22 protein-coding genes are annotated in these 23,658 nt (G+C 56.0%); 18 read left to right on the top strand and 4 right to left on the bottom strand.

Features of this window, described 5'->3' with window-relative positions:
• The 10 genes from DXA43_RS09255 to DXA43_RS09205 form a co-directional block, all read left to right on the top strand.
• On the top strand, positions 1-1,336 hold a 1,336-nt coding region (locus DXA43_RS09255; RefSeq protein WP_147344750.1), incomplete at its 5' end, for an ABC transporter ATP-binding protein.
• 120 nt (positions 1,337-1,456) lie between these two features.
• Positions 1,457-1,993: a hypothetical protein gene (locus tag DXA43_RS09250; protein WP_035137761.1), complete on the top strand. Its 537-nt coding sequence runs from the start codon at positions 1,457-1,459 to the stop codon at positions 1,991-1,993.
• Positions 1,994-2,001: 8 nt separating this feature from the next.
• Positions 2,002-2,331 (top strand): helix-turn-helix transcriptional regulator, encoded by a 330-nt coding sequence (locus DXA43_RS09245; protein WP_158564976.1) that lies wholly within the window; start codon positions 2,002-2,004, stop codon positions 2,329-2,331.
• Between the two features lie 702 nt (positions 2,332-3,033).
• The gene (locus DXA43_RS09240; protein ID WP_035137759.1) at positions 3,034-3,954 is read left to right on the top strand and encodes an ABC transporter ATP-binding protein; all 921 of its coding nucleotides are present in this window, start codon (positions 3,034-3,036) and stop codon (positions 3,952-3,954) included.
• On the top strand, positions 3,954-4,772 hold the full coding sequence (locus DXA43_RS09235; RefSeq protein ID WP_117806962.1) for a hypothetical protein: 819 nt from the start codon (positions 3,954-3,956) through the stop codon (positions 4,770-4,772). The genes DXA43_RS09240 and DXA43_RS09235 overlap by 1 nt, the downstream gene beginning before the upstream one ends.
• Complete coding sequence (locus tag DXA43_RS09230; protein WP_035137757.1) at positions 4,769-5,557, top strand: hypothetical protein; 789 nt, start codon at positions 4,769-4,771, stop codon at positions 5,555-5,557. The genes DXA43_RS09235 and DXA43_RS09230 overlap by 4 nt, the downstream gene beginning before the upstream one ends.
• Positions 5,558-5,623: 66 nt before the next feature.
• A complete protein-coding gene (locus DXA43_RS09225) occupies positions 5,624-6,922 on the top strand; it encodes a radical SAM/SPASM domain-containing protein (protein ID WP_117806960.1) in 1,299 nt (432 codons plus the stop codon).
• On the top strand, positions 6,906-7,604 hold the full coding sequence (locus DXA43_RS09220) for an ABC transporter transmembrane domain-containing protein (protein ID WP_117806958.1): 699 nt from the start codon (positions 6,906-6,908) through the stop codon (positions 7,602-7,604). Before DXA43_RS09225 ends, DXA43_RS09220 begins: the two co-directional genes overlap by 17 nt.
• Positions 7,605-7,684: 80 nt before the next feature.
• Positions 7,685-8,539 carry an ABC transporter ATP-binding protein gene (locus DXA43_RS09215; RefSeq protein WP_158564975.1) on the top strand — a complete coding sequence of 285 codons (855 nt, stop codon included), beginning with the start codon at positions 7,685-7,687 and terminating at the stop codon, positions 8,537-8,539.
• A gap of 602 nt (positions 8,540-9,141) precedes the next feature.
• Entirely contained in the window at positions 9,142-9,414 is a 273-nt protein-coding gene (locus DXA43_RS09205) for a hypothetical protein (RefSeq protein WP_117584251.1), read from the top strand.
• Between the two features lie 22 nt (positions 9,415-9,436).
• Here the strand turns inward: DXA43_RS09205 and DXA43_RS09200 are convergent, their stop codons facing one another.
• On the bottom strand, positions 9,437-9,955 hold the full coding sequence (locus DXA43_RS09200) for a hypothetical protein (protein WP_124786586.1): 519 nt from the start codon (positions 9,953-9,955) through the stop codon (positions 9,437-9,439).
• 142 nt (positions 9,956-10,097) lie between these two features.
• Positions 10,098-11,396, bottom strand: coding sequence for an ATP-binding protein (locus DXA43_RS09195; protein ID WP_035137751.1), 1,299 nt, complete (start codon positions 11,394-11,396; stop codon positions 10,098-10,100).
• A gap of 294 nt (positions 11,397-11,690) precedes the next feature.
• Between DXA43_RS09195 and DXA43_RS09185 the strand changes: the two genes are divergently transcribed.
• Positions 11,691-12,002, top strand: coding sequence for a hypothetical protein (locus DXA43_RS09185; protein ID WP_117806951.1), 312 nt, complete (start codon positions 11,691-11,693; stop codon positions 12,000-12,002).
• Positions 12,003-12,090: 88 nt separating this feature from the next.
• Here the strand turns inward: DXA43_RS09185 and galE are convergent, their stop codons facing one another.
• The gene (gene galE / locus DXA43_RS09180) at positions 12,091-13,152 is read right to left on the bottom strand and encodes a UDP-glucose 4-epimerase GalE (protein WP_117736891.1); all 1,062 of its coding nucleotides are present in this window, start codon (positions 13,150-13,152) and stop codon (positions 12,091-12,093) included.
• Between the two features lie 266 nt (positions 13,153-13,418).
• Here galE and DXA43_RS09175 point away from each other — a divergent pair, with 266 nt between their 5' ends.
• A complete protein-coding gene (locus DXA43_RS09175) occupies positions 13,419-14,624 on the top strand; it encodes a hypothetical protein (RefSeq protein WP_117806950.1) in 1,206 nt (401 codons plus the stop codon).
• Between the two features lie 228 nt (positions 14,625-14,852).
• Here DXA43_RS09175 and murB read toward each other — a convergent pair whose 3' ends face one another.
• Positions 14,853-15,815 carry a UDP-N-acetylmuramate dehydrogenase gene (gene murB / locus DXA43_RS09170; RefSeq protein WP_117806948.1) on the bottom strand — a complete coding sequence of 321 codons (963 nt, stop codon included), beginning with the start codon at positions 15,813-15,815 and terminating at the stop codon, positions 14,853-14,855.
• A 240-nt stretch (positions 15,816-16,055) separates the two neighbouring features.
• Here murB and DXA43_RS09165 point away from each other — a divergent pair, with 240 nt between their 5' ends.
• The 6 genes from DXA43_RS09165 to DXA43_RS09140 all read left to right on the top strand — a co-directional run bounded on the left by DXA43_RS09165 (position 16,056) and on the right by DXA43_RS09140 (position 23,465).
• Positions 16,056-17,084 (top strand): LacI family DNA-binding transcriptional regulator, encoded by a 1,029-nt coding sequence (locus DXA43_RS09165; RefSeq protein ID WP_117806946.1) that lies wholly within the window; start codon positions 16,056-16,058, stop codon positions 17,082-17,084.
• 204 nt (positions 17,085-17,288) lie between these two features.
• Positions 17,289-19,817 carry a phosphoketolase gene (locus tag DXA43_RS09160; RefSeq protein ID WP_117806944.1) on the top strand — a complete coding sequence of 843 codons (2,529 nt, stop codon included), beginning with the start codon at positions 17,289-17,291 and terminating at the stop codon, positions 19,815-19,817.
• A gap of 344 nt (positions 19,818-20,161) precedes the next feature.
• A complete protein-coding gene (locus DXA43_RS09155) occupies positions 20,162-20,650 on the top strand; it encodes a hypothetical protein (RefSeq protein ID WP_117806943.1) in 489 nt (162 codons plus the stop codon).
• A 38-nt stretch (positions 20,651-20,688) separates the two neighbouring features.
• The gene (locus tag DXA43_RS09150) at positions 20,689-21,456 is read left to right on the top strand and encodes a GntR family transcriptional regulator (RefSeq protein ID WP_117806941.1); all 768 of its coding nucleotides are present in this window, start codon (positions 20,689-20,691) and stop codon (positions 21,454-21,456) included.
• Positions 21,441-22,154 carry a GntR family transcriptional regulator gene (locus tag DXA43_RS09145; RefSeq protein ID WP_099432289.1) on the top strand — a complete coding sequence of 238 codons (714 nt, stop codon included), beginning with the start codon at positions 21,441-21,443 and terminating at the stop codon, positions 22,152-22,154. The genes DXA43_RS09150 and DXA43_RS09145 overlap by 16 nt, the downstream gene beginning before the upstream one ends.
• 195 nt (positions 22,155-22,349) lie before the next feature.
• The gene (locus DXA43_RS09140) at positions 22,350-23,465 is read left to right on the top strand and encodes an SIS domain-containing protein (protein ID WP_117806940.1); all 1,116 of its coding nucleotides are present in this window, start codon (positions 22,350-22,352) and stop codon (positions 23,463-23,465) included.
• Positions 23,466-23,658 lie beyond the last annotated feature (193 nt).

Below are 23,658 nucleotides of genomic sequence, written 5' to 3'. Positions count from 1 at the left end.
GCTCGCCATCGAAATTTATCGATGGCCTATTTCAGACTGTAATGGGCAGGCGGATTCATCCTATACAACGCAGAGGGTGTATGCGGATTCGAATGCGGTGTCATCGTTTGTCGTGAACAACTTCCTGACAATCGGGCTTAACATCGTTCTGATTGTGTTTATTTTCATCATTCTGTTTTCAATTAACCCGGTGTTTCTGGCGTTAAGTACATGTTCGCTTGGGGCATACTTCATTTTATTTAGGGTGTTGAAAAAGCCGCTGTACAACAGTTCGCTTGCGAACAAAGAGGGGTTGAGCAAGCTGTTCGCATCCGTGAGCGGCGAGCTGTCGCAGTTGTTTGACATTAAGTGCGATGGGGCATATGACCAGAGTGCCCGTACGCTCAAGGGGATATTCGAGGGGTACTACCCGATTTACATGAAAGCAAGTAGGGTCTCGAATCTGGCCACCTCGAGCGACGGCCTGATCTCATCTGTGTTCCGGGGAGCGTTGCTTGTGATCTCCGGAATGGAAATATTAAGCGGAAGAATGAGCATTGGCGAGTTCACAATGGTGAAATCGTATTACTCGATGGCGTTCGGATGCTTCAAATATTATTTGAATTATTTCAAATCATATCAGGACGCGAGGGCCTCGTTCGACCGATTGGAGGCTCTGTCGGAAGGCGCCGAGGACCGCGGCACCATCTCGGTTGGGCACGTGGAGAGCATATCGTTGTCCAACATCGCGTACCGATATGCGGGAAAGCCCTACTTGTACCGCGATCTCTCCGTGGAGGTCGAGAGGGGGAAAACCTATGCCATTACCGGGCCGAACGGATGCGGCAAAAGCACGTTTCTGAAGGTGCTTCTTGGACTATATTCTGCTGGGGGGCATCGGACTTTGGGGTCGGTGCCATATGAAGAGCTCGATATGGAGACGATCCGACATGACCTGTTTGCGGTGTGCCCGCAAAAGCTCTTTATTCCGAATGAAACGGTGGAACACTATCTTGAGAGGGCATCGATTCGGGGAACGGGCGAGCATCTCTGCGAGCTTGTGCCGAGTTTCTGCCGAACCGTCGAATCGTTAAAAGGTAAGAATTGTAGGGACCTTTCTGGTGGAGAGTATCGGAAGCTAAGGATAATCTCAGCACTTTGCAGGCAACCGGAAGTGCTTGTGTTTGACGAGCCGACGAACGATTTAGACGAAGAAAGCCGTCGGGAGTTCACGGAGTATGTCTCTCGAAACCCCTTTAATCAGCTAATTCTTGTTGTAAGCCACGATCAGGATTTGATTTTGGCATGCGATAAGAAACTGGATTTGAATTTCGACTCGAAAGATGGGCAATGCTGATGAGAAACGCTTGGAGTTCGGGATTGCGCGGCGTGAAGCGACCCTCTTCTTATCGAGTTCGTTACAATGTAGGAAAAACAGTAAGTAAGAAGACCTCTGATTGCTTTAGGAGGAGCTGTGGTGAATAGCGCCCAGAAGATCGATAAGTCCATCCAGAAGATGATGACTCTCGGAAGAAGGCTTGGGATTCTGTTTACGGCGCTGTTTATAGCGGTGTGTTGCTGTTCGGTGGTGGTGGTTATTTCCATTGGGCTTATGGCTGCTCAAGGAAACCTATATGATCCATCAAAGACGGTTTCCGTAGTGGTTCCTTTGATGTATCTTCTGATTTCCGGAGGGGCCACATGGACCCTGCGGGGAATCAGCATGGACATGGCTCATGGCGAATCGCCCTTTACCCTTTCGCATGCTCGAAGAATCTCGATTATCGGGTGGCTGTTTGTTGCAGCAGCAATAGGTGACCTCTTGTTTTCTCCGGGGTTTCTTTCGATAGTGATTGGCCCCTTCGACTTGCTGGGGAACGCCTATTCGATGTTTGAAAACCTGGCCCTGCCCATAGATATTGGTGCTGTGCTGGGGGCCGTTTGCTGCTTCTCGATTTCTGCGATATGGCGCTACGGAGCTCTGCTTCAAGACCAGACCGAGGATTTGGTGTGAGGGGCGGCATGGACTATCTGATTATTGAGCTTGAAAGCTTATTGCTTCGACGCAGAAAGACGAGTACGGATATCATTCGGGCGACCGGGCACACACCGGCAAGTATCTCAAAAATACGAAATGGCAAGGTGAAGGCAATTAGGTTAAAGACATTGCTGGATATTTGCGTAGAGCTTGATTGCCAGCCTGGCGATCTTATTAAGCGCGTCAACGAAAGAGAACTTGAGGAACTGGCGACGCGGCGCGCCCGCAACGCGCTGAGCAGGGCGACCGCGACGGGTGATGACCCGGTCCTGGAGTCAGATCATGTTTACGTGGTCGATCTTAGAGACGACTGAGGCTGGAGAATAAAAAAGTATTGAGCAGGTGCAGCCCGTGAAAACAACGGTTTTCACGGGCTGTTCATTCAACGTCCTGCAGTGGCCTGTATTTCTCGCCGCGTCACTGGGGAACGAGAGAGTCATTTCCTGTGCTGGATGCAGGGGGGTGCTTACCTTGTGTAATATATAAATAAGCTTATATTGAAATATGACACATATCGAATTAGAATAACATTATCAATTCGGTATGCAAGGAAAGGAGGGAGAGATGGATTGGATTAACGAGCCGGAGGAAGGCGTTGCACCCGCGTGCGGCAACTGCTTCTTCTACGCGCACGGGGGATGCACGAAGAGGTGCCCCAATCAGTCCTGCACGTTCCGTTTCTAGGGGGCAGAGATGAACTGGCTTTCTACCGCGAAAGGAGGGGAATGAAATGGAATGGATTACCGAGCCGTCAGCCGGGGCTGAGCCCATGTGCAACAATTGCTTCTTTTACGCGCACGGCAGCTGCAGCACCAAGTGTTCTTCACAGGAGTGCACTATCCGCTAAAAGCGGATAGTGCACGCCGTACGGCGTGCACAGACTGTTCAAAGATATTTTGGCCAGCAGCGCCTGAGGGGCGATGTGGCATTGCAATATGGGGGGGCGAACCGACGTTACCTATAACCCCGCACAATTGCCATGTCGTCCCTTTTTATTGACGGGGAGGATGTCGTCCATGCGGGAAGTCCCAGTTGAATTGCGTGCCATATCCAAGAGATATGGCGGGTTTGAAGCGGTTAAATCAGTCTCGTTCTCTTTAATGGAAGGCGAGCTGTGTGCACTCATTGGGGAGAATGGTGCCGGCAAGAGCACGTTAATTCGATTGATCACGGGGCTTTCGGAGCCATCGTCAGGAACGATCTCGATGTTTGGGCAAACCGGGAGACGTGAAATACGGAGCTGCAGGGAAAGGCTGGGTTATATGCCCGACCTCAATGCTTCGTATCCTAATCTGACCGCGCGAGACAACTTGGTCGTTCGCTGTATTGAGTGGGGGCTTCCCACCGATCGTTCCATCGACGGTGTGTTATCAACCGTCGGTTTGGGGGAGGCCGGCGGGAAGAAAGTGAAGAACTTCTCAATGGGAATGAGGAGGCGTCTCGATCTGGCCATAGCGTTGCTGGGCGATCCGGAGCTGTTGATCCTGGACGAGCCGACAAACGGCCTGGATCCGATGGGGATAGTCGAAGTAAGAAAAATCCTTACGCATCTTAACAAAGATCAAGGTAAAACGATTCTCGTATCCAGCCACAATCTTGAGGAGATGCACAAGCTGGCAACTGATTACCTCTTCATAAGTCATGGTCGCCTCATTCGAAGGATGACCGCACCTCAGCTGGAAAAGTCATGCCGCGGTGGTTTCGTGTTGCATGTGGACGATCTGGAGCGAACGAGATCGGTTCTCGGAGATGAGACCTCACATTCTTTTCTGCCGGACGGCAGCGTCCTTATGCGCTATGAGGAGAAAAAGGAAGGGCGGGGCATTGCAATCGAAGCGCTCTCGACCGCAGGTGTGAGGGTTGCGGAGGCGTATTCTCATAGGAAGAGCCTTGAGGAGTTTTATTCGGAGCTCATCGGTCGAGAGAGCGAGCTGTGATGAAACGCGAGTTCATCTCAGCTTTTCGGAGCGAGGTATGGTTGCTCGCCAGGCACCCGGCGACCGCTCTGATGATTGCGCTTGCGGCTGTGCTGCATGTGGTTGCGGCTGCGACTTCGTCTGAGGTGCTGATCATGGTCGCCGGTGATGACCCGTATACGCTTGGAGGGGCTATAGGTTTTATTGGAAACCTAGTGGACGCAGGGGACGTTTTGGGCTCTGTTGCCCGGACGTCTTTTGCGTCTACAGTGGTCTGGATTCCGGTGACGATTCTCTACGCGGTTTACGCTACGTCGAGAGACTTTGAATCCGTGGCTTACGCCGTATCGAGATCGCGAGGGGTGTCGCAGGCGGCGATTGTGATCACGAAGCTGTTGGTGAACTGCACTCTGGTCGGTGCCGTGTATCTTCTTTCTACGACTGCGCTGTATTTAACCAAGATGGCCCAATGGGACGTTGGGGCCTCGTGCTCAGGGTTTGCCCAATTTGTATCGATTGCGCTGATGATCGCGCTGCTGCTCATTTCGATGTACGCCGCTACCTTCGCCCTGTATTTGCTCACGAGGAGTGTGGTGGCGAGCAGCGTCGTTGCAATAGCGGTTTCGATATTTGTGATGGTGTGGTTCCCAAGTACATACGGAAGCGGTCAGCCCAGCTTGCTGCTCATGCTCTCGCCCGTGTATTACCTGATGAACCTGTGTTCCCTGAGTATGCAGAATGTTGGTGTAATTCAGGTTTTGCTGTATGCGGGCGGCACTGTGCTTGTGTCGGTTGGAGTTGCGCTCGTCTCGCTATTTGTAAGGACGGCGGTTCGATGAATCTTGGGATGTCGGTCAGGGCGGAACTGTTCCGCGCAAGGAGAATGAAACTCGCCGTGATAATAGCGCTGATGTATTTGGGCATCGCGGGGATTTATGTGTTTGCCGGGTCCGGCGCATGGGTCTCCGCAGGGGGAGAGGGCCAGTTCTTTGGCTTTTCCGCCGATCCGGGCTATCTTTTCTCGATAGGGGTTGGGCCAACGGGTATCTCTTCCTGGCTAAGTGTCGTCTCCATGGCGCATACGGTGTTCTTCCCAATCGTCTCTGTTGTTGTGGCGGGGACGCTATTCGGTGATGCGACGAGCGTGTCGGCAAGGGGAGTTTCGATTGCTCGGGGCTTCCGCAGCTGGCAGCTGTTTGCGGCAAAGACATTGGCTTGCGAAGTGTATACGCTGTGCCCCTACATCGTGTTTACTCTCGGTGTCGCTGCGGTCTTTGCCGTGTGCTCCGGAAGCGGTCTAGACAGCCTTACGGTTGGTAATGTGACCTCGGCACTCCTGTCGAATATCGTTATAGACGCCGCTTATACGCTGATGGTTGCGGTTGCATATGAGGTGTTCAGGATCAGATCTCTTGTGTCGGGAGCCTTGCTGGTCGCAACGTTCGCGGGCCTTGTTATCGCGATGAGTTTCCCAACCGTTTTACCCCCGGTTCACATGGCTTATTGGATGAGGGCGTGCGGGGCTGCCGGCGGGACGGTCCTGATGGCTGCATGCGGCCATGCGGTCATCGTGTCGCTCGCATGTCTATTGCTGCTTTCGTGCAGTTTTTATCGAAGAAGGTAGTGCGCTGGCGTATGCGCAGCGTCTGAGGGTCGATATGGATTTGATTGGAAATGGAGATGGTGCGAAGTGAAACTGTCGCAATTTAATGTGGTGCATGAACATAACGGAAGTCTTCTTATCATGAATGCGCGAACCGGCGGCATCCTGTCGTTAAATCCGGAATACGCGCAGAAATTCAAAAGGATTCAAGAAGGGGACGTTCGGGATGCCGATGATCTTGTCGCGGAGCTGATAAGGGGAGGCATCCTAGTCAATGAGGAGAGGGACGAGCTTGGGGAGATCAGGTTGCAAAGTCGCGCCGCGCGCTTTGCGAATACTGCTCTGTCCCTTACCATTGCGCCAACGATGGCTTGCAACTTTTGCTGTCCCTACTGCTATGAAAAGGGACAGGCGTACACGACGATGGGCGAGGAGGTTTTGACACAGCTCTCCAAGTTCGTGAAAGATTACTATCCTGGTGTCGCAAGTCTCTCAGTTGGATGGTACGGCGGCGAGCCTCTGCTCGGAATGAAGATGATCGAACGGATTACGTCGGATCTGAAAGATGTCGTGGGGCCAACGTGTGAATATTCCGCATCGATAGTGACAAATGGCTATCTGCTGACGCCTGATGTTGCAAGGAGGCTCGCGGCATGTGGTGTGACGAGCGCGCAAGTGACTATAGATGGATCGAAGTCGGATCACGATTCGAGGAGGATTCTTCACGACGGAAGCCCTACATACGAACGTATTCTCAAGAACGTCAAAGAGTGTGCCGACATCATCGATATTTCGATAAGGAGCAACGTCGACAAGACCAACATCGAGGCCGCTCAAGAGCTATTGGATTATCTCGAGCTAAATGGCCTGATGAATAAGGTTCACTTCTATTTAGCCCCTGTTGACGATATCAATCAGGTATGTGCGAACGACAGCCACTGCTTTACTGTAAAAGAGTTCTCGTATGAGGAGACTGAGTTTTATAAAAGGGCAATTGCGCGGGGCTTCAAAGTTCAACCTTTTGGTGGGACGAATTTCGGGATATGTTGCGCCGTTGGAATCAACTCGTACGTGGTTGATCCCGTCGGAGATTTGTATAAGTGCTGGGATGACATTGGAATGAAGGAGCGGAGGGTCGGAACTATTTTCGAGCCGCCAATGTTGAGCAAGAACATGATTAACTGGATGGCATATGAGCCGGATGACCCGGAATGCCAAGAGTGCTTTGCTTTTCCCATGTGCATGGGAGGGTGCCCCAACCACGCCTTAAACGGTGAGGGGAAACGTTGCGTTTCCTTCCGGTATGATGCCGAGCAAAAAATGCTGCTCTCCCAGATGATGAATACGGCAAAACGGGGTGCGGGGCAAAATGAGGCTGATGCTTAATCTCTGTAGAAAATATATACTGGGCGGTCGATTCTACGCCTATCTTGTCGTAACAGTTTTGGTCGGGCTGCTTGCGCTTGCGGGTCCCTTTCTTACCGGCATAGTGGTAAACCGATTGGCGATGCCGGCCAGCGCCGATCTTGCCGCCGTTCTCGTTTGTTGCCTTATTTTGGTTGCGGTCCAAGCGGTTCGAGCGGGACTAGTGTATTGCTCAGAGATGCTGTACATCAACCTTCAGTCGCATGCGGGGTTCGGCTTAAATGCGGATACGCTTGAGCACGTGAAGCACCTTCCCCAGGCATTCTTCGAGGGCTTCAACGCGTCGTATTATAACCAGCAAATCAATCACGACGCTAATGACCTTGTCATCTTCGTAATCAACTCGGTTGTGGGGGTTTCAAGCAACGTTATCACCCTTTTGTCCGCCCTGTTTGTTCTCGGTAGCCTGAATATCAAGTTGAGTGTGGTCTGCCTTGTTCTTGCGGCAGCGAGTGCCGCTTTTTATGCGGTTTCACGCGCAAGGCTGTTTGAGAGAAGTTTTGACGTACAAGAGCAGAGCGCGAGGTTTTTTCCTGTCTACAAGATCAGTTGGAGAAAGTTGATTTCATCCGCAAACATGCTTTGTTCGATAGGTCCCGCGCTGTACTGGTCGAAGCTTTTAATGGGCTCTATCCAACGATGAGAGCAAATCAGGAAGTAGGGTCTAGATTTACCTTTGGCAACGCGTTGGTCGCTTCCGCCGCTCAAGGATGTCTTCTTGCTGTGGGCGCGGTTGAAGTGATGGGCGGGAGACTGTTGCCTGGTTTTCTCGTGACTGCTGTTGGATATTATTCGAACTTAAGCTCAGCGGTACAGTATTTGTTGGGCTGGGGAAGGGATTACCAGACTAATCGCGTATGCTATGAGCGGCTGAAAAGAATTTGGGATGTCCCGGTGGAAGCGAATGGCAAATTGGCGCTTGGTCCGATTGAGGAAATCCGTCTAGAGAACATCAAGCTACGTTATCCAGGGGCGGAAAGGGTCGCGTTAAGCATTGAGGGGCTCGCGTTTTCCAGGGGTCGGCTATATGGAATCTCGGGGCCGAATGGTTCGGGGAAGAGCTCGCTGCTGTCAGTGATATTGGGGCTATATCCAGATGACACAGAAGGGGCCGTTCGCTACAACGGGGTGTCACAGCGTTGCATCGATCGATATGCATTGCGGCGGTGTCGAGTCAGCATTACGGAGCAAGAACCCCCTATCGTTGAGGGGACGATTCTCGATAATCTTACGCTGCTTTCTGATGATTACGAGATGGATAAGCTGAATCGGATGCTTGTCATATTGGGGCTAGACGAAATGGTTGCTTCTGTGGAGAACGGGGCAACGGCGATGCTTGACGGCGGGAAAGGAGGGGTGTCCGGCGGCGAGAAGCAAAAGATTGCAATTGTGAGACAGCTGTTGAAATCGCCGGACGTTATGCTTTTTGATGAACCGACCTCAGCACTTGATGCGAAGAGTCGAGGCGCGCTGATCAAATTGCTTCATGAAATTAAGAGAGACCATATTGTAATCGTTGTCACTCATGACGAGGAGATGCTTGCCGCCTGTGACGAGGTCATTTCGACGGCTGGATGATTATCGGATTGTGGCGTTGAAGACCAAGAAACTTGAAATGGCGTGGGCTCTGGGTAGGTCTCCACGGGTACGCCGTCGGTGCTGTACTCGACCGCCCGGCAAGAAGGTTTTATAGCGTGTTTCCCCAGAGAGGTCCCTTTGTCCGGTAGTGGCGAGGGGAGCCTCTCTTTTGCTCACCTCTTGCGGCGGAGGGGGACACCATGCGCCTATGCAGGACAAACTGCGCGTTCTTGTCGAATGATGGGCTATGTGTAGAGATGATGGTCTCGGGTAGAGGCCGTGCCGCGCTCGGCTGCGATGAGCCAGGCAATTCAATCTTCATCCGGGAGGGCCTTGGCAAGACAAGCAGGGCGAAGACCTTGGCGACGTTCGGGAGCCGTGTGGCGCCCGGCTCCACGCTCATCCACGACATGGAGCCGGGCGCCACACGGCTCCCGTCAACAATCTGTCACTGAAGAGCCAGCACTACAACGCGAAGCTGCTCAAGGGCGTTCCCGGCGGTCAGAACCCGCTGGGGCCCGTGAACCGGATGCGCTACTTCATGCAGTGCTTCCTGAGGGCTCATCCCGGCTCCAACCGGGACGACATGCGGGGCTGTGGCTATGAGTCCGCCCGAGGACAAGCTTGAGAAGGTCGCGATGGTGCTCGATCGGGCAATGCGATACCCGAAAACGCTCAGGTTCAGGCAGTTCTATGCAAGAAAGCCCAGTTCAGATGAGTTCGACGAGCAATATTTATCAACACAGTGCAAGGGGGGATTATATTTGTATTTCATCCGTGTTGAGCTTCACACGGTGCGCGACTCATCGCAAACTGGCGGGCGCAGCGGAAAGAAAACCGACTGCAGACGAACGATCGATATCGGGAGCAAATAGCCACCGGATGCTTTTCGGTCTCCTACGCGTCGACCTCCGCGATTTCTTCTGCGTCTCGCCAAGTTGAAAGGAGCGATGTCGAAAACTCCTTTTCGGTTAGCGTCAAGACATCCTTCACGCAAAAACCTTTCAATTTGTCAGGAAGCCCAAAACGCGCTTTTTTCCTAATCGAGCTGGCAACCCGCTTCAACGCGGTCTTGTTCTTGTCCTCGTTGTATACCAAAACAAAGACGCAGTGCTCGCGAAACCATCTCGTCCTCTTTCCCCACAGGTCCGAGCAGATCAAAACGCTGTCCTTGCACTTCTCGATGAGGGCGTCCCTTTGGCCAAGATTGATACCAAGCTCTTCGTCATCCTTGGGATTGAGCCTCTTCCCCAGCGTCTCCTTCAGACTGCCGTTTTTAAATTCGACTAGATATAACGTTTCCCGATCGCAATACAGCGCATCGGCGGAGCGCGGGAGTTGCATCCACCTATTGACCTTCTTGCAGTAGCATTCTTTAACAGAGTCAAAATTGACAACAGGCAAATCGTCATCCACAAGAGAGACGCTCCCGTCTCTGGATGTTTTGGAGATGGTCGACGTGCAGTCCCTTAGGATACAGGTCCTGCAACGGGAGCAACCATCGCTGCCATCTGGCACCACGGGAGAGTTCGGATGAGGGCAGGAGGCGCACAGGTCGCTACTCAAGGCCGTACTCCTCCCTCTCAAGCGTATCAAAAGGAGCCGCCAGCTTCTCGTAGGCGACCTCAGTCGAGCCGGTTATTTCGGCAAAGCGAGAGCGTCCATCAGCGCAGGTCTCCGCAAGATAATATGAGCACAATCCATCAACAGCGTGCTTCTTAGAATACACTTCGATCGCATTCAAGAAATATGGACTATGGGTGCTCATTAAGACGTGCATCCCGAGCTCTTTCTGGAGCAGCACGATTATCTCGGCGAAGGCCAGCTGCCATGCAGGATGAAGATGAATCTCGGGTTCATCGAGGATAATAGTCCCTCCGGCATCTAGCGCGCCGGACTTCAAGAGCACCTTCATGATGGCGAACGTCTTCAAGCCAGCAGAAAGGTTCCCAGGCTCCAACCCCCGAGCGAAGCCCTCTTCGAGATACGTAAGGTGACCGCGACTTTCGCTCCTCTCGAAATACCCCGGACATAAGGAGGAGACCTTGTCCATGAGAACCTTCAGGTGCCGCTCCTTCGCGATCTCGTCGAACAGCGAGGACTCGCTGTCATCGTTACGGATGGTCGCCTGAATCAAATCTTGCCGCAGCTCCTCCTGGTGTCCAAGGAGGGGCCTGAACCGAAAAGCGGGGCCGTAGGGCCCTCCGAGAGAATCGATCAGGAACGGGTCGTCCAGATAATGCGCCCTGAATCGCAAAACCCTCCTATCGTGCACCTCCGCCACCTCGTCACCTGCAACCGAGAAAACCGTAGATGCGTCCTTTATCTGGAGTTCGACCTTCCCGGGCTCTTCGCCGAAAACCGAATTGATCTGGCCGTTGAACTCGCTTTGGAACCTGTTTGTCGCAATCGCACGAAATACCTCATCATCGGAGATATCCATGATCTCGATAATCTGATCGGCAACTCCTGCTACGCCATTCGTGAAATCGGATTCGATCTCACGGGAGATCTCCTCCCCGTAATACTCCTTTATCTCATCAATAAGCTCGTCCCTCGTGCACTCGCCCGAAAAAACCCTGTCGATGAAACCATTCATTCTTCCAGCAGTTCGCCTGTGGCGAGACGTGGAGTCGAGAGGGCCTCCCACATATGCCTTCCTGATGGCGCGTTCAACACTATTGCGCCTCATGCGGTCGATTTTGTTCTCCGAATCGGACATGCTGTTGAAGGCCGCATAAAGCGCTTTTCCAACCGTGCTTTTCCCCGTCCCGTTCTCCCCGGCGATCACGGCAATGCCATTAATCTCGATATCGGCCTCAGCGACCCTGCCGATGTTTTTCACCTTGATTTTCAATGCATATCACCAGCTCTAAACTCGCGAGACTCAATAGCTCGATTATCGCACAGGGAGATCGACTTCTCGAGGACTCCCTAAATGGAACGCGCGGGGAGGACATGGCTCGCCGCCGTCCGCTTTGCGTTCGCGCGGGGAAGGGTGACGACCAGGGGCCTCTCCGGGCTCATCAAGAGGAGCGCCGGATCCTCCTCGTCCATTTGAACTGTATTGTATCCCAGGACACTTGACTTAGAGGAATGGCGTTGAGCGGCGATAATCGTTCCAGCGCCAAAAAGAAAGGAGTGTTCAGTCATGGCAGATAGGCTCTCCTGCACAGCGGGGCACCGCACCGAGGCCGCAGACTTCGCCGTCGCGTCGGGGAAGCCCATCGCCCAAGTGGCCGCCGACCTCGGCATCAATGAGAAGATCCTGGGAAGATGGGTGACGGTCAGAAAGAAGGAACTGGGCAACCACCCGGTCGCGGCGGCCGCGGCCAAGACCGAGACCGCCGAGATGAGGGCCGCCCGCAAGTGCATGCGCGAGCTCGAGCTCGAGAACGAGTTCCTAAAAAGCCCCGACCTCACATTGGAGGCCGGGGCCAGTAGATTTTTGGGACATGTCTAGAAATCTACCCATGCGGGAAGCGGCATGTGCCGAGCATGTCGCGTGCTAGGTTTTGAGGCATGCCACAAAACCTAGCGGGGGGGAGTGGCTACTCGGCGTCGGCGAAGCCGTTGGGGTTGTGGCTCTGCCAATTCCAGCTGTCACGGCACATGTCCGCGATGTCGTACTGGGCCTTCCAGCCCATCATGCGCTCGGCCTTGGAGGCATCGCACCAGTTGGCAGCGATGTCGCCGGCGCGGCGCTCGCGGATCACGTAGGGCAGCTCCTTGCCACAAGCCTTGGAGAAGGCGGCGACGACCTCGAGTACCGAGGTGCCGGTGCCGGTGCCCAAGTTAAAGATCTCGACGCCGGTCTTGCCGTTCATCCAGTTGAGGGCGGCCACGTGACCAGATGCCAGATCGCACACGTGGATGTAATCGCGCACGCCGGTGCCGTCGGGGGTGGGGTAGTCGTTGCCAAAGACCTGAACGGCCTCGAGCTTGCCCACGGCGACCTGGGCGACATAGGGCACCAGGTTGTTGGGGATGCCCTTGGGATCCTCGCCGATCAGGCCCGACGGATGGGCGCCGATGGGATTGAAATAACGGAGTAGCACGACGTCCCACTCGGGGTCGGCGGTGTGGACGTCCATAAGGATCTGCTCGATCATCCACTTGGTCCAACCATAGGGGTTGGTCGCGGGCTTCTTAGGATCCTCCTCGGTGACGGGCGGGTTGTCCGGGTCGCCGTAGACGGTCGAGGAGCTCGAGAAGATGATGGACTTGCAGCCATGGTTGCGCATGACGTCGATGAGCACCAGGGTGTTCTCGATGTTGTTGTGGTAGTACTCGACGGGCTTGCTCACCGACTCGCCGACGGCCTTAAAGCCGGCAAAGTGGATGACGCGGTCGATCTGATGGGTATCGAAGATCTTGTTCATCGCATCGCGGTCGAGCACGTTGGCCTTGTAGAAGGTGAGGTTCTTGGCGGCTTCGTCGCCCACGATGGTCTTGACGCGGTCGACGGCAACGGCGCTGGAGTTGGAGAGATCATCGACGATGACGACCTGGTAGCCACCCTCGAGCAGCTGAACGACGGTGTGCGAGCCGATAAAGCCGGCGCCACCGGTAACGAGGACGCAGGTGTCTTTGGGGTCGAGTGCTTTGGACATGTAGTCTCCTATCGAATCAGGAACACTTCTAGAGGGGAGTATAGCGCAGGCGGGGACGCCCAAATGGTGCACTGTAGGAAAAGCAGAGGATTATGTTAACGTACTCATATAAGAGCTTGCGTACGCATAACCTTATCTTTGACATTTGCTTACGAGCCGCTGACCTTGTAGTTTCCTGCCGTTCGTGGAAATCGTTGGGACGCGCCATATGTACGCTAATATGTATGAGTTGAGCGACATATAAATAAACATGTAACGGAGTACATATGTCACCAAACAGCGATTCCATCCTTTCCCAGGAGCTCTCGCGCCGCACTGCCCTCAAGGTCCTGTTCGGCGCCGCTTCTGCGGCAGTTCTTTTTGGCCTGCCCGCTCGCGCCCATGCGGCGGAGGCTTCAAAAGAAACCACCGATAAACTGAATGCCGCCCAGGCCCAGCTCGACGAGGTTCAGGCCCAGCTCGACAGCATCGCAAATGAGTATGCGGCGCTGGCCGACAAGAATGCCCAGACCCTCAACGACATTGAGAATGTTCAGGGCAAGATTGACGACACACAGGCTCAGATCGATGAAAAGAAGGCCGAGCTCAAGAAGAAGCGTAACGACCTTTCCGATCGCGTGGCCGCCAGCTACAAGTCCGGCGGCACGAACATCCTGTCGCTGCTGCTGGCCTCTGGCTCGTTTGAGGAGCTCGTTGCCAACGCGCATTACGTTGAGAAGATCAACAAGAGCGACCGCGATGCCATCGAGGACATCCAGACGATTCAGGCCGAGCTCGACGCACAGAAGACCGAGCTCGAAGCACAAAAGGCTGACCTGGAGAAACTCAAGGATCAGCAGACGGCTCAGATGCAGGATATGCAGGCCAAGCAGCAAGAGGTCCAGACCGTGCTGAACGGTCTTTCCGACGACGTCAAGGAGCTCATGGCTCAGCGTGATTCCGAGATTCTCGCTGCCGCCCAGGCCGAGGAGGCCGCTAGGAAGGCCGCCGCTGCCGCGGCCGCCGCGAACAAGAACAATTCCTACTCGGGTGGTTCGAGCTCGGGCGGTGGATCGTATGCGCCCGGAACTCCGCAGCAGAATGCCGGCTCGGGCAAGCAGCAGGCTGTCGTCAACGCGTGCTACTCCACACCTTCGCCGGGTCAGAACTGGTGCGCGGCGTGGGTTACCAATGTCTTCCGTAACGCCGGCGTTGGCTACTTTGGCGGTAACGCGTGCGATATGTTTAACGCCTGGTGCTATAGCTCCGACCGCTCGGCGCTGCAGGTGGGCATGATCGTGGCCGACTCCTCACATAGCGGCACCGGTGCGCCGGGCCTGCTGTATGGCCACGTGGGCATCTATATCGGCGGTGGCATCGTTATGAGTAACGAGGGTCCCATTACGTCGAAGTCGCTCGATTCGTTTATTTCGTTCTACGGTACGGGCTCTGGCGTGCGTTGGGGCTGGCTTGGCGGCATTGCGCTGTCGTAACGGCGGTTTGAAGTAAGTTGGTCCGTGGCTGCCCGAAAGGCATTAGGTTGCCTGCTCGGACAGTCCTGCTCGCACGGAGAGCACATTAAGTGCTCTCCGGCTCGTGCGGAACTCGCGATCAACCTAATGCCTTTCGGGCAGCCACGGACCTCTCGGGTCCAATACGTCACACACCGGACTGGTTTATCTAAATAAATATGGAGAAGGCCCCTTTCGGGGCCTTCTTTGTTAGAGGAATTCGCCGACTCGGTGGACTTCGGGTTCGAGGTCTACGTTGAATTGGTCTTTGACGGTTGCTTGGATGTGGCGGATGAGTTCGTCGACATCGGCTGCGGTGGCGTGGTCGGCGTTGACGATGAAGCCGCAGTGCTTCTCGCTCACCTGCGCGCCGCCAACGGCGTGTCCTCGCAGGCCGGCATCCATGATGAGTTTGCCGGCAAAGTAACCCTCGGGGCGCTTGAAAGTGGAGCCGGCGCTCGGCATGTCGAGCGGCTGCTTGTCCTCGCGGCGCTGGCGGTAGTCGTCCATGTCGGCCTTGATCATCGCGGCGTTGCCCGGGGCGAGATTGAAAGTGGCTGAAAGCACGATGAAGCCGTCGTCGGCAATGCGGCTCTTGCGATAGCCCAGATTAAGCTCGTCGACATCGAACTCGATGATGTTGCCGCTGCCGCGGGTGCCGTCGTCGAGCATGCGGGCGGGCTTGTAGACGCGCACAGACTCCAGCACATCGGCCATGCAGGCGCCGTAGGCACCGGCGTTCATGTAGCAGGCGCCGCCGACCGATCCGGGGATGCCCGAAATGGGCTCCATGCCGGTAAGACCAGCCTCGGCTGCCGCGGCCGCTACGTCCGAGAGCAGCGCGCCGGCTGCTGCCGTAACATGCGTGCCGTCGAGGGTGATGTTAGAGAGGCCCTCGCCCAGCGCTACGACGACGCCGCGGATGCCCTTGTCACCGACGAGCAGGTCGGAACCGTTGCCTACAATGGTGAGCGGCAGATCGCAGCGGTAGCAGGTGTCAAGCGTGGCGACGAGTCCCTGCTCGGTATCGGGCGTGACAAAGACGTCGGCCGGGCCGCCGATCTTAAACGTGGTGTGCTCGCGCATGGGCTCGCTCATGAGCACGTTGTCCTCGCCGGCAACACCGGCGAGCGCGCAGAGCAGGTCCTCGTTAAAAAAATCATTCTCGTGCATACGAATATCCGCCTTATGGTGGTCGTTTTCATCAATCGAATGCAATATACCCCACCCGGATGGATTTGGTGCAAAGTAACCTGACCCCAATGCATCACATAGTGCAAAGGGGTCAGGTTGCTTTACACCAATCGCGGCGATAAAACAGCCGTCTACCGGATTGGTAAAGTGTTTATCATCGAGGTAGAGGGACGGTCGCTATACTTTCAAGAGATTGCGCGAATACTCGGAAGGAGCGAGATGGGCAACAAAGTTACTCTCAAGCAGATTGCCCAGGAGGTGGGGCTTTCCCCCTCGTCGGTCTCGCTTGTTCTCAACAATCGGCCTTGTCGTATCTCGGAAGAAAACCGCAAGCGCATCAAAGAGGTCGCGGCGCGCAACCACTATGTTCCTAACCAGATTGCGCGCAGCCTGGTCATGCGCGAGTCGCGCACGCTGGGCCTTATCGTTCCCAACATCGAGAGCCGCTTTTTTGCCTCGCTTGCTGGCAGCCTGGAAAAACGCTGCCGCGAGGACGGCTACGCGCTCTTTATTACCAGCTCGGGTGGAAGTGCCGAGGACGATCTGGAGCTCCTGCGCCAGCTGGTGACGCGCGGCGTCGATGGCGTCTTTTTGGTGGTAGGCGACGAGTTCTCTGACGACCGCGCCCTGCGCGAAGAGGTCAGCCATCTGCCTATCCCAGCTGTAATGGTCGACCGTGCCATTGAGGGACTCGAGTGCGACAAGGTGATGTTCGACCACGAGATGGGTGGCTACATGGCTACCCGGTACTTGATCGAGCAGGGGCATCGTCGCATTGCCTGCTTGGTTAATGCGCGCCGTTCCAATACGGGTCGTAAGCGTCTTGCCGGCTATGAGCGCGCGCTGCGCGAGGTTGGCCTGCCGATCGACGCACGTTTGGAGTTTGAGAGCGAGTACTACATTCCGAGTGCCTACGAGGCCTCGGAGGCGGTGCTCGCAACCGACGCCACTGCTGTGTTCGCAAGCTCGGATAACATTGCCCTCGGTTTGCTCAAGCGCCTGCACGAGATGGGTAAGAGCATCCCGGGCGATATCTCGGTGGTGAGCTATGACAACTCGGCAGCCGACGTTCTCTTTGAGCCGGCGCTGACCGCCATTGAGCAGGACCCTGGTGTCCTTGCGGAGCATGCTTTTGGCTGCATGTCCAAGCGTCTTGCCGGTAGGGGCGGTAGGCGTGCCGAAGAGGTCGTTCTGGAGCCGGCGCTTATCGTTAAGGGCAGCGTGCTCGAGCTTACTAAACACAACTAAACACGTTTATCAATTTGCAGAAACCGAATGTGGACCACCTGTGACAGTCAACGCCGCAGGTGAATGTCGCGTTTTGTTGATCGATGGGATTGATAAGGGTGATAAAACGTTTTTTCATCATGATAAAACGTTTTAGCAAATATACTAGTCCCAACGAAAGGTTGCCGTATCGGAAGGTGACCGCGCAGCGAAGGGACATAAACAATGGCTAAAACACTGGGAACGCCGTGGCAAAAACTGGGACATGAGGTTCCCGCTTCCGAGCTCGAGGGTGTCGACCTGTATTGGCGCGCATCGAACTATCTGTCCGTCGGTCAGATCTACCTTCGCTCTAACCCGTTGATGCGCACTGACTTTGTCGACGAGAAAACCGGTGAGCTGCGCGATTTTGGTCGTCCGGACGTTAAGCACCGTCTGGTCGGTCACTGGGGCACCACGCCTGGCATCAACTTCCTGTTCGGCCACGTCAACCGCCTCATCGCCGATCACAACCAGAACGCCATTTTCTTGATGGGCCCGGGCCACGGTGGCCCTGCCGGCACCGCCCAGTCGCTGCTCGATGGCACCTACCGTGAGATCCGCCCCGACATCACCAACGACGAGGCTGGTCTGCAGAAGTTCTTCCGCCAGTTCTCTTATCCCGGCGGCATCCCGAGCCACTTTGCGCCCGAGACGCCCGGCTCCATCCACGAGGGCGGCGAGCTCGGCTACACGCTCAGCCACGCCTACGGCGCCGTCATGGACAACCCGAGCCTGTTGGCCGTGGCCGTGGTGGGCGACGGCGAGTCCGAGACCGGTCCGCTCGCGACCTCTTGGCAGTCCAACAAGCTCGTGAACCCGGCAACCGACGGTATCGTCCTGCCGATCCTGCACCTCAACGGCTACAAGATCGCCAACCCCACCATCCTCGCCCGCGTGTCCGACGAGGAGCTCACCAAGTTCTTTGAGGGCATGGGCTATAAGCCGCACTTCTTTGTCGCGGGCTTTGACGACGAGAGCCACGCAAGCATTCACGCGCGTTTTGCCGCTCTGTTCGAGCAGGTCTTCGATGAGATCTGCGACATCAAGGCCACCGCTATGGCTCAGGCCGCCGCGGGTGAGACCGTGGTCCGTCCGGCCTATCCCATGATCGTGTTCCGTACGCCCAAGGGCTGGACTTGCCCCAAGCACATCGACGGCAAGAAGACCGAGGACTCCTGGCGCGCGCATCAGGTGCCGCTGGCGAGTGCCAAGGACACCCACGAGCACTTCCGCGTGCTGCGCGAGTGGCTGCGCTCCTACAAGCCCGAGGAACTCTTTACGCCCGAGGGCCAGGTGCGCCCCGAGGTGACGGCCTTTATGCCGACCGGCGAGCTGCGCATTGGCGCCAACCCCAACGCGAACGGCGGCAAGGTCCGTCGCGAGCTCGAGCTGCCCGATATCCACGCCCATGAGATCCCCGTTGCCGAGAAGGGCCATGGCTGGGGCTCCACCGAGGCCGCCCGCGTCTTTGGCGAGTACACTGCCGATGTTCTGGCCAAGAACATGGACGATTTCCGCATCTTCGGTCCCGACGAGACCGCGTCCAACCGCCTGCAGGCTGCCTACAAGGTGACCAAGAAGCAGTGGGATGCCGGCTTCTATGAGGACGATGCCAACGATGAGCTGCTCGCCGGCTCCGGTAAGGTTGTCGAGCAGCTGTCCGAGCACCAGTGCGAGGGCTTCCTCGAGGCCTACGTGCTTACCGGCCGCTCCGGCGTGTGGAGCTCCTACGAGAGCTTTGTCCACGTGGTCGATTCCATGGTCAACCAGCACTGCAAGTGGCTCGAGGCCACCAAGCGCGAGATTCCGTGGCGTGCTCCCATTAGCGGCCTCAACATTTTGCTGTCGAGCCATGTCTGGCGTCAGGACCACAACGGCTTCTCGCACCAGGACCCCGGCTTTATCGACCTGCTGCTCAACAAGGCCAACGACACGCATATCGTGAATGCCTACTATCCGGCCGATGCCAACATGGCGCTTGCCGTTGCCGAGCGCGTCTACCAGTCCACCGACTGCGTTAACGCCATCTTCTGCGGCAAGCAGCCCGCCCCGACCTTCCAGACGGTCGACGAGGCCAAGTCCGAGCTCGCCGAGGGTGTGGCGACCTGGGAGTGGGCATCGACTGCCAGCTCGCTCGCCGAGGCCGACGTCGTGGTCGCCACGTGCGGCGACGTGCCGACGCTCGAGGCCCTGGCTGCAACCGATATGCTGCGCAAGCTGGGCATTAAGGTCTGGTTCGTCAACGTGGTCGATCTGCTCAAGATCCAGAACGTCTGTGAGAACGACCAAGCCATCAGCGATGAGCGCTGGGCCGAGCTGTTTGGCCGCGGTGAGAAGCCCGTGCTCTTTGCGTTCCACGCCTATGCCGGCACGATTCGCCGCCTGATCTGGAACCGCCCCGGCCACGATGCCTTCCGCGTCCACGGCTACGAGGAGAAGGGCTCCACGACCACGCCGTTCGACATGCTGCGCCTGAACAACATGGACCGCTGGGCCCTGGCCGCCGACGTGCTGCGCATGGTCGACGCCGACAAGTTTGCCGAGCAGATTGACGAGTGGGAGGCATTCCGCACCGAGGCCTTTGAGTTCGCGTGCAACGAGGGCTTCGATCACCCGGCCTTTACCGACTGGGTCTGGCCCGACGCCGCTGCCGCAACGGCAGCCGACGGCGCACTCTCCGCAACCCAAATGACCGCGGGCGACAACGAGTAGGTAGGCATCCGGGACGGCCTCGCGCCGGGCAAGGCCCTCTCGACCGTTTCGATATGCGGCGCTGATATTTTTTAATGTGATGGGGCTGTTGCTGTTGCGGCCTTGGAAACTGTATATCTTACTTTGGTCAGCCTACGATACATTGCCGGGGCCGGGGAGGCATACTTTGTTTTGAGAAGTTCGCGAAGCCCACTTCTCAAAACAAAGTATGCCTCCCCGGCCCTCGTCCGTGAACTCTTCCGCTGGGCGAGCCATAGACGCCGCGTACCGATAGGGTGAGGTGGCGGCTTGAAATTGGTGCTATATTCAGCTTGAGTTGTTAAATGTTAGTAGGAGAGGCTGATATGGGGCTGTTCAAGAAGAAAAACCCGCAGGATGCCTTTGATCCCGATGTGTTTACCATCACGGATACGATTTTGGACCCGCCGCGGTTTACGTTTTTGCCGGCTATCTACCAGGATGCCACGCGTCGCAAGTGGGCCGTACATCAGCGCGGCGGCGAGCCGAAGATTTTTGCCTATGCGGACGTGTTGCAGTGCGAAGTGGCCGAGGCGGGCGATCCGGAGGCCGAGGAAGTGGCCTCAAAACAGGAATTTGCCCAGCGTATCCTGGCAAATCCTGCCAAGGCGGCGAAAATAAACGCTGCCAAGCGTAATATGTGTCTTGGTATGGGCGTTGTTGTGGCGGTTCAGACGGGAAAAGACGAGGTTTCCAAATTAGAGATTCCCGTTATGACCGACGAAGTCAAACGCGATTCAAGCCTATATAAGTCGTATCGGAATGTCGCCGAGAAGATCAAGGCCGAATTTGATGCCATGGGAGGGCTGGTCTAATTTTGGCGGCATACGTTTCTGAATGAGGAGTCTGTGCAATGGCAGGCGAATCTTATGCAATTCCCCCTAAAGATCGTGCTGTTGAGGGAATTCTATGGTATATCCAGCACCATCAGCTTGCCGGCGGCGATCGCCTGCCGGCCGAGCGCGTGCTGTGCGAAGAGATCGGCGTTTCGCGTACGGCGTTGCGTGCCGGTATCACGCGGCTCATCTCGTGTGGAACGCTCGAGAGCCGTCGCGGATCGGGTACGTATGTGTGTCCTCCTAAGCCGCTGAACATCTTCCAGGAAACGTATAACTTTTCCGATGCCGTGCGGACTGCCGGCCTGCATCCCTCTTCTCGTCTGGTTTCCACCGAGACCATCGAGGCGGATAAGACGCTTGCCGACAAGCTTGGGGTGGCTATAGGCGCTCCTTTGCTCCGCATGCAGCGCGTTCGACTTATTGAGGGCGAGCCGGCGTCAATCGAGACGGCTCACGTTAACCTGTCCCTGTGCCCATCGCTTCCCGAGCACGATTTTGAGTGCGAGAGCCTTTACGATGTCTTGCTCAAAGAAGGTGGCGTGCGTGTTGAGCATGGACGTGAGCATATCTCCATCTCGCGTTTGAACGCCGAAGAGGCCGAGCTGCTCCAACAAGAAGAGGGAACGCCGATGTTCTATGAGAGCACGATGGAATTTGATAAGGACATGTGTTTTGTGGAGCATTGCAAATCGGTGATTTTGCCCACAAAGTTCCGCTTTGCCGACAACGGCGAAAAGAACGGCATGAGGAGCGTGGCAGGTGAACAATGGCTGAAACAGTAGATGCCACCCCGGTTTATATGCGCATTCGACGCCGCATCGAGGAGCGTATCGAGCGCGGTATATATCCCACGGGTTCCATGATTCCGTCCGAAAAAGACCTCGCCGAGGAATTCGGTACGACACGCTTGACCATCCGAAGTGCTGTCGATGAGCTGGTTCGGCGTGGGCAGATTCGACGCGTCCGCGGAAAAGGCGCGTTTGTGGCACAGAAGGTGCCCGTTGCCTACGAGCGAACGGGAGGCTTTCGCGAATCGGTTCGTGCTTCGGGCGGCGAGCCGTCCGTCCGTATCCTCGCGCGTTCCAAGCGTTATGCGGGCCCATATTATGCCAACCTGTTTGGCATTGCCGAGGATGATTTGCTGTATTCGATTCGGCGTTTGAACTGCGTCAACGGCGATCCCGTATCGATTGAGACGGCGTTCATCCCGTGCCTGCTGTTTCCCACAATCGAAGATATTGACGTGTCGGTCTTCAGTTTGTACGAGACCTATGAGATGTTGGGCCGAAAGCCGGTCATGGCGCAGGAAAAGCTCGATATCGAAGCGCTGGGCGCGCGAGATGCCGGCCTGCTTGGACTGGAGCAGGGCGATCTTGCCTTGACGCTGGAGTGCGTGAGCTTCGATGCGAGTGGCCAGGCGATCGAGTACGTCAAGTCGTTTAACCGCGGCGATGCGGGTGGATATACCTATACGTACTAGCTGGTTTTTTTGCATAACGGGCTGAAAAGCTGACGGAATTTTGATTCGTTGAGCAGACTACATATACAACCTTACATGGCTCAAAATCGACCGTTCGCCGATGGGGAGAAATTAATCGACAAAGAGGTATCAAAAAGCCGTAACCTGTAAATGTGATTGTTATCAAATACTAATGATTTGTTACGAGGTGAGACGATGAAGATGCTCGATTACGTTCAGCTTGCCCATGTGCGTATGGGAGCGAACCTCGAGCGTTCGTCTGAGCTGGTAGCGCAGCTCGTTGATATTATCCAGTCCGGTTCTTTTGACGCGCTGCGCATCGTTGCTTCGGGTTCGTCGCGCCATGCCGCCGATTGCGCCCGAGATTACCTGCAAGATGCGCTGCAGATGCAGGTGTCCGTTGTGACGCCCGAGGCCTTCGTCGATTTTGAACACACCTATCCGCAGCATGCGCTCAACATCGCCGTCTCGCAGAGTGGCTATTCGACCAATACGATTGCAGCGCTCGATTACATGCGTGCACACGATATGGCAGCAGTTGCGCTCACGGCAAACGTCGAGGCGCCCATCAAGGAGCACACTGATATCGTTCTTGACTACGGTGTGGGCGTCGAGTCGGTGGACTTTGTGACTCTGGGCGTCGAGGTCCTCGTTGAGTACCTGGTGCTCTTTGGTATTTACGGCGGTCAGGCGCACGGAACGATTGACGCCAAGGGCGTTGCCCAGCGTTTAGACGACCTGCGCGAGGCTATCCATGCCAATGCCGTGATGTGCAAGACGGCCGAGGCATATGTCCAAGACCGCATGCTCGAGCTTTCTGAGCACATGCCCGCCATGGTCGTCGGCAACGGCCCCAACTATGGCGTTGCCGAAGAGGCGGCCCTCAAGCTGAGCGAGACCATCAAGATTCCTGCCATGCATCACGAGGGCGAGGAGTTCGTCCACGGTCCCGAGATGCAGATCGTTCCGGGTTATCTGGTGTTTATCGTCGACGATCCGCAGGGGTCGGAGCGTCTTGCGAATATCGCCGATGCGCTGTCGAACGTTACGGCAAAAACGGTGCTGCTCACGGCCCATCCCAGGGGTAGGGCTCACGAGGTTGCGGTGCCTCAGGTGGCTCCGCTGCTCAGCGCAATTCCCAATCTTGTGTTCTTCCAGACGATTGCGGCCATAATCGCCGAGCGTCTGAAGTCATGGGACGTGCACCCGTATCTCGATGCTGTCTCCAAGCAAATGGAGGTCAAGGCAGAGGGCTACGAAGAGTCAGTCAATGCGCTTAAGGCCAAAGCGGCTGAGTGTTACGGAATGTAAGCGGGTTTTGATGCCCGTTGGCATGGGGGATGTGGAGACAACCCCAGAAAGGAGAGACAAATGAAGGAAACCGAGAAGATCGAGATCATGCATTTCGACCAGGAGGGCTACCTAGAGGACGGCAAGGCGCTCTACGAGACCGGCAAGAAGATGACCGCGCTCGCCGACAAGGTCGCCGACGAGGGCTACGACG

The sequence above is a fragment of the Collinsella sp. OF02-10 genome (assembly GCF_003463445.1).
Classification (GTDB): Bacteria; Actinomycetota; Coriobacteriia; order Coriobacteriales; family Coriobacteriaceae; genus Collinsella.
The sequence above is the reverse complement of the archived record's forward strand: the minus strand, read 5'-3'. Positions and strand labels throughout refer to the sequence as shown.

What these genes read in the sequence shown, in the direction of transcription:
- DXA43_RS09245 (WP_158564976.1), top strand. Translation starts at nt 2,002, where the DNA reads ATGGACTATCTGATTATTGAGCTTGAAAGCTTATTGCTTCGACGCAGA.
- DXA43_RS09240 (WP_035137759.1), top strand. Translation starts at nt 3,034, where the DNA reads ATGCGGGAAGTCCCAGTTGAATTGCGTGCCATATCCAAGAGATATGGC.
- DXA43_RS09235 (WP_117806962.1), top strand. Translation starts at nt 3,954, where the DNA reads ATGAAACGCGAGTTCATCTCAGCTTTTCGGAGCGAGGTATGGTTGCTC.
- DXA43_RS09230 (WP_035137757.1), top strand. Translation starts at nt 4,769, where the DNA reads ATGAATCTTGGGATGTCGGTCAGGGCGGAACTGTTCCGCGCAAGGAGA.
- DXA43_RS09220 (WP_117806958.1), top strand. Translation starts at nt 6,906, where the DNA reads ATGAGGCTGATGCTTAATCTCTGTAGAAAATATATACTGGGCGGTCGA.
- DXA43_RS09205 (WP_117584251.1), top strand. Translation starts at nt 9,142, where the DNA reads ATGAGTCCGCCCGAGGACAAGCTTGAGAAGGTCGCGATGGTGCTCGAT.
- DXA43_RS09185 (WP_117806951.1), top strand. Translation starts at nt 11,691, where the DNA reads ATGGCAGATAGGCTCTCCTGCACAGCGGGGCACCGCACCGAGGCCGCA.
- galE (WP_117736891.1), bottom strand. Translation starts at nt 13,152, where the DNA reads ATGTCCAAAGCACTCGACCCCAAAGACACCTGCGTCCTCGTTACCGGT.
- DXA43_RS09175 (WP_117806950.1), top strand. Translation starts at nt 13,419, where the DNA reads ATGTCACCAAACAGCGATTCCATCCTTTCCCAGGAGCTCTCGCGCCGC.
- murB (WP_117806948.1), bottom strand. Translation starts at nt 15,815, where the DNA reads ATGCACGAGAATGATTTTTTTAACGAGGACCTGCTCTGCGCGCTCGCC.
- DXA43_RS09165 (WP_117806946.1), top strand. Translation starts at nt 16,056, where the DNA reads ATGGGCAACAAAGTTACTCTCAAGCAGATTGCCCAGGAGGTGGGGCTT.
- DXA43_RS09160 (WP_117806944.1), top strand. Translation starts at nt 17,289, where the DNA reads ATGGCTAAAACACTGGGAACGCCGTGGCAAAAACTGGGACATGAGGTT.
- DXA43_RS09155 (WP_117806943.1), top strand. Translation starts at nt 20,162, where the DNA reads ATGGGGCTGTTCAAGAAGAAAAACCCGCAGGATGCCTTTGATCCCGAT.
- DXA43_RS09150 (WP_117806941.1), top strand. Translation starts at nt 20,689, where the DNA reads ATGGCAGGCGAATCTTATGCAATTCCCCCTAAAGATCGTGCTGTTGAG.
- DXA43_RS09145 (WP_099432289.1), top strand. Translation starts at nt 21,441, where the DNA reads ATGGCTGAAACAGTAGATGCCACCCCGGTTTATATGCGCATTCGACGC.
- DXA43_RS09140 (WP_117806940.1), top strand. Translation starts at nt 22,350, where the DNA reads ATGAAGATGCTCGATTACGTTCAGCTTGCCCATGTGCGTATGGGAGCG.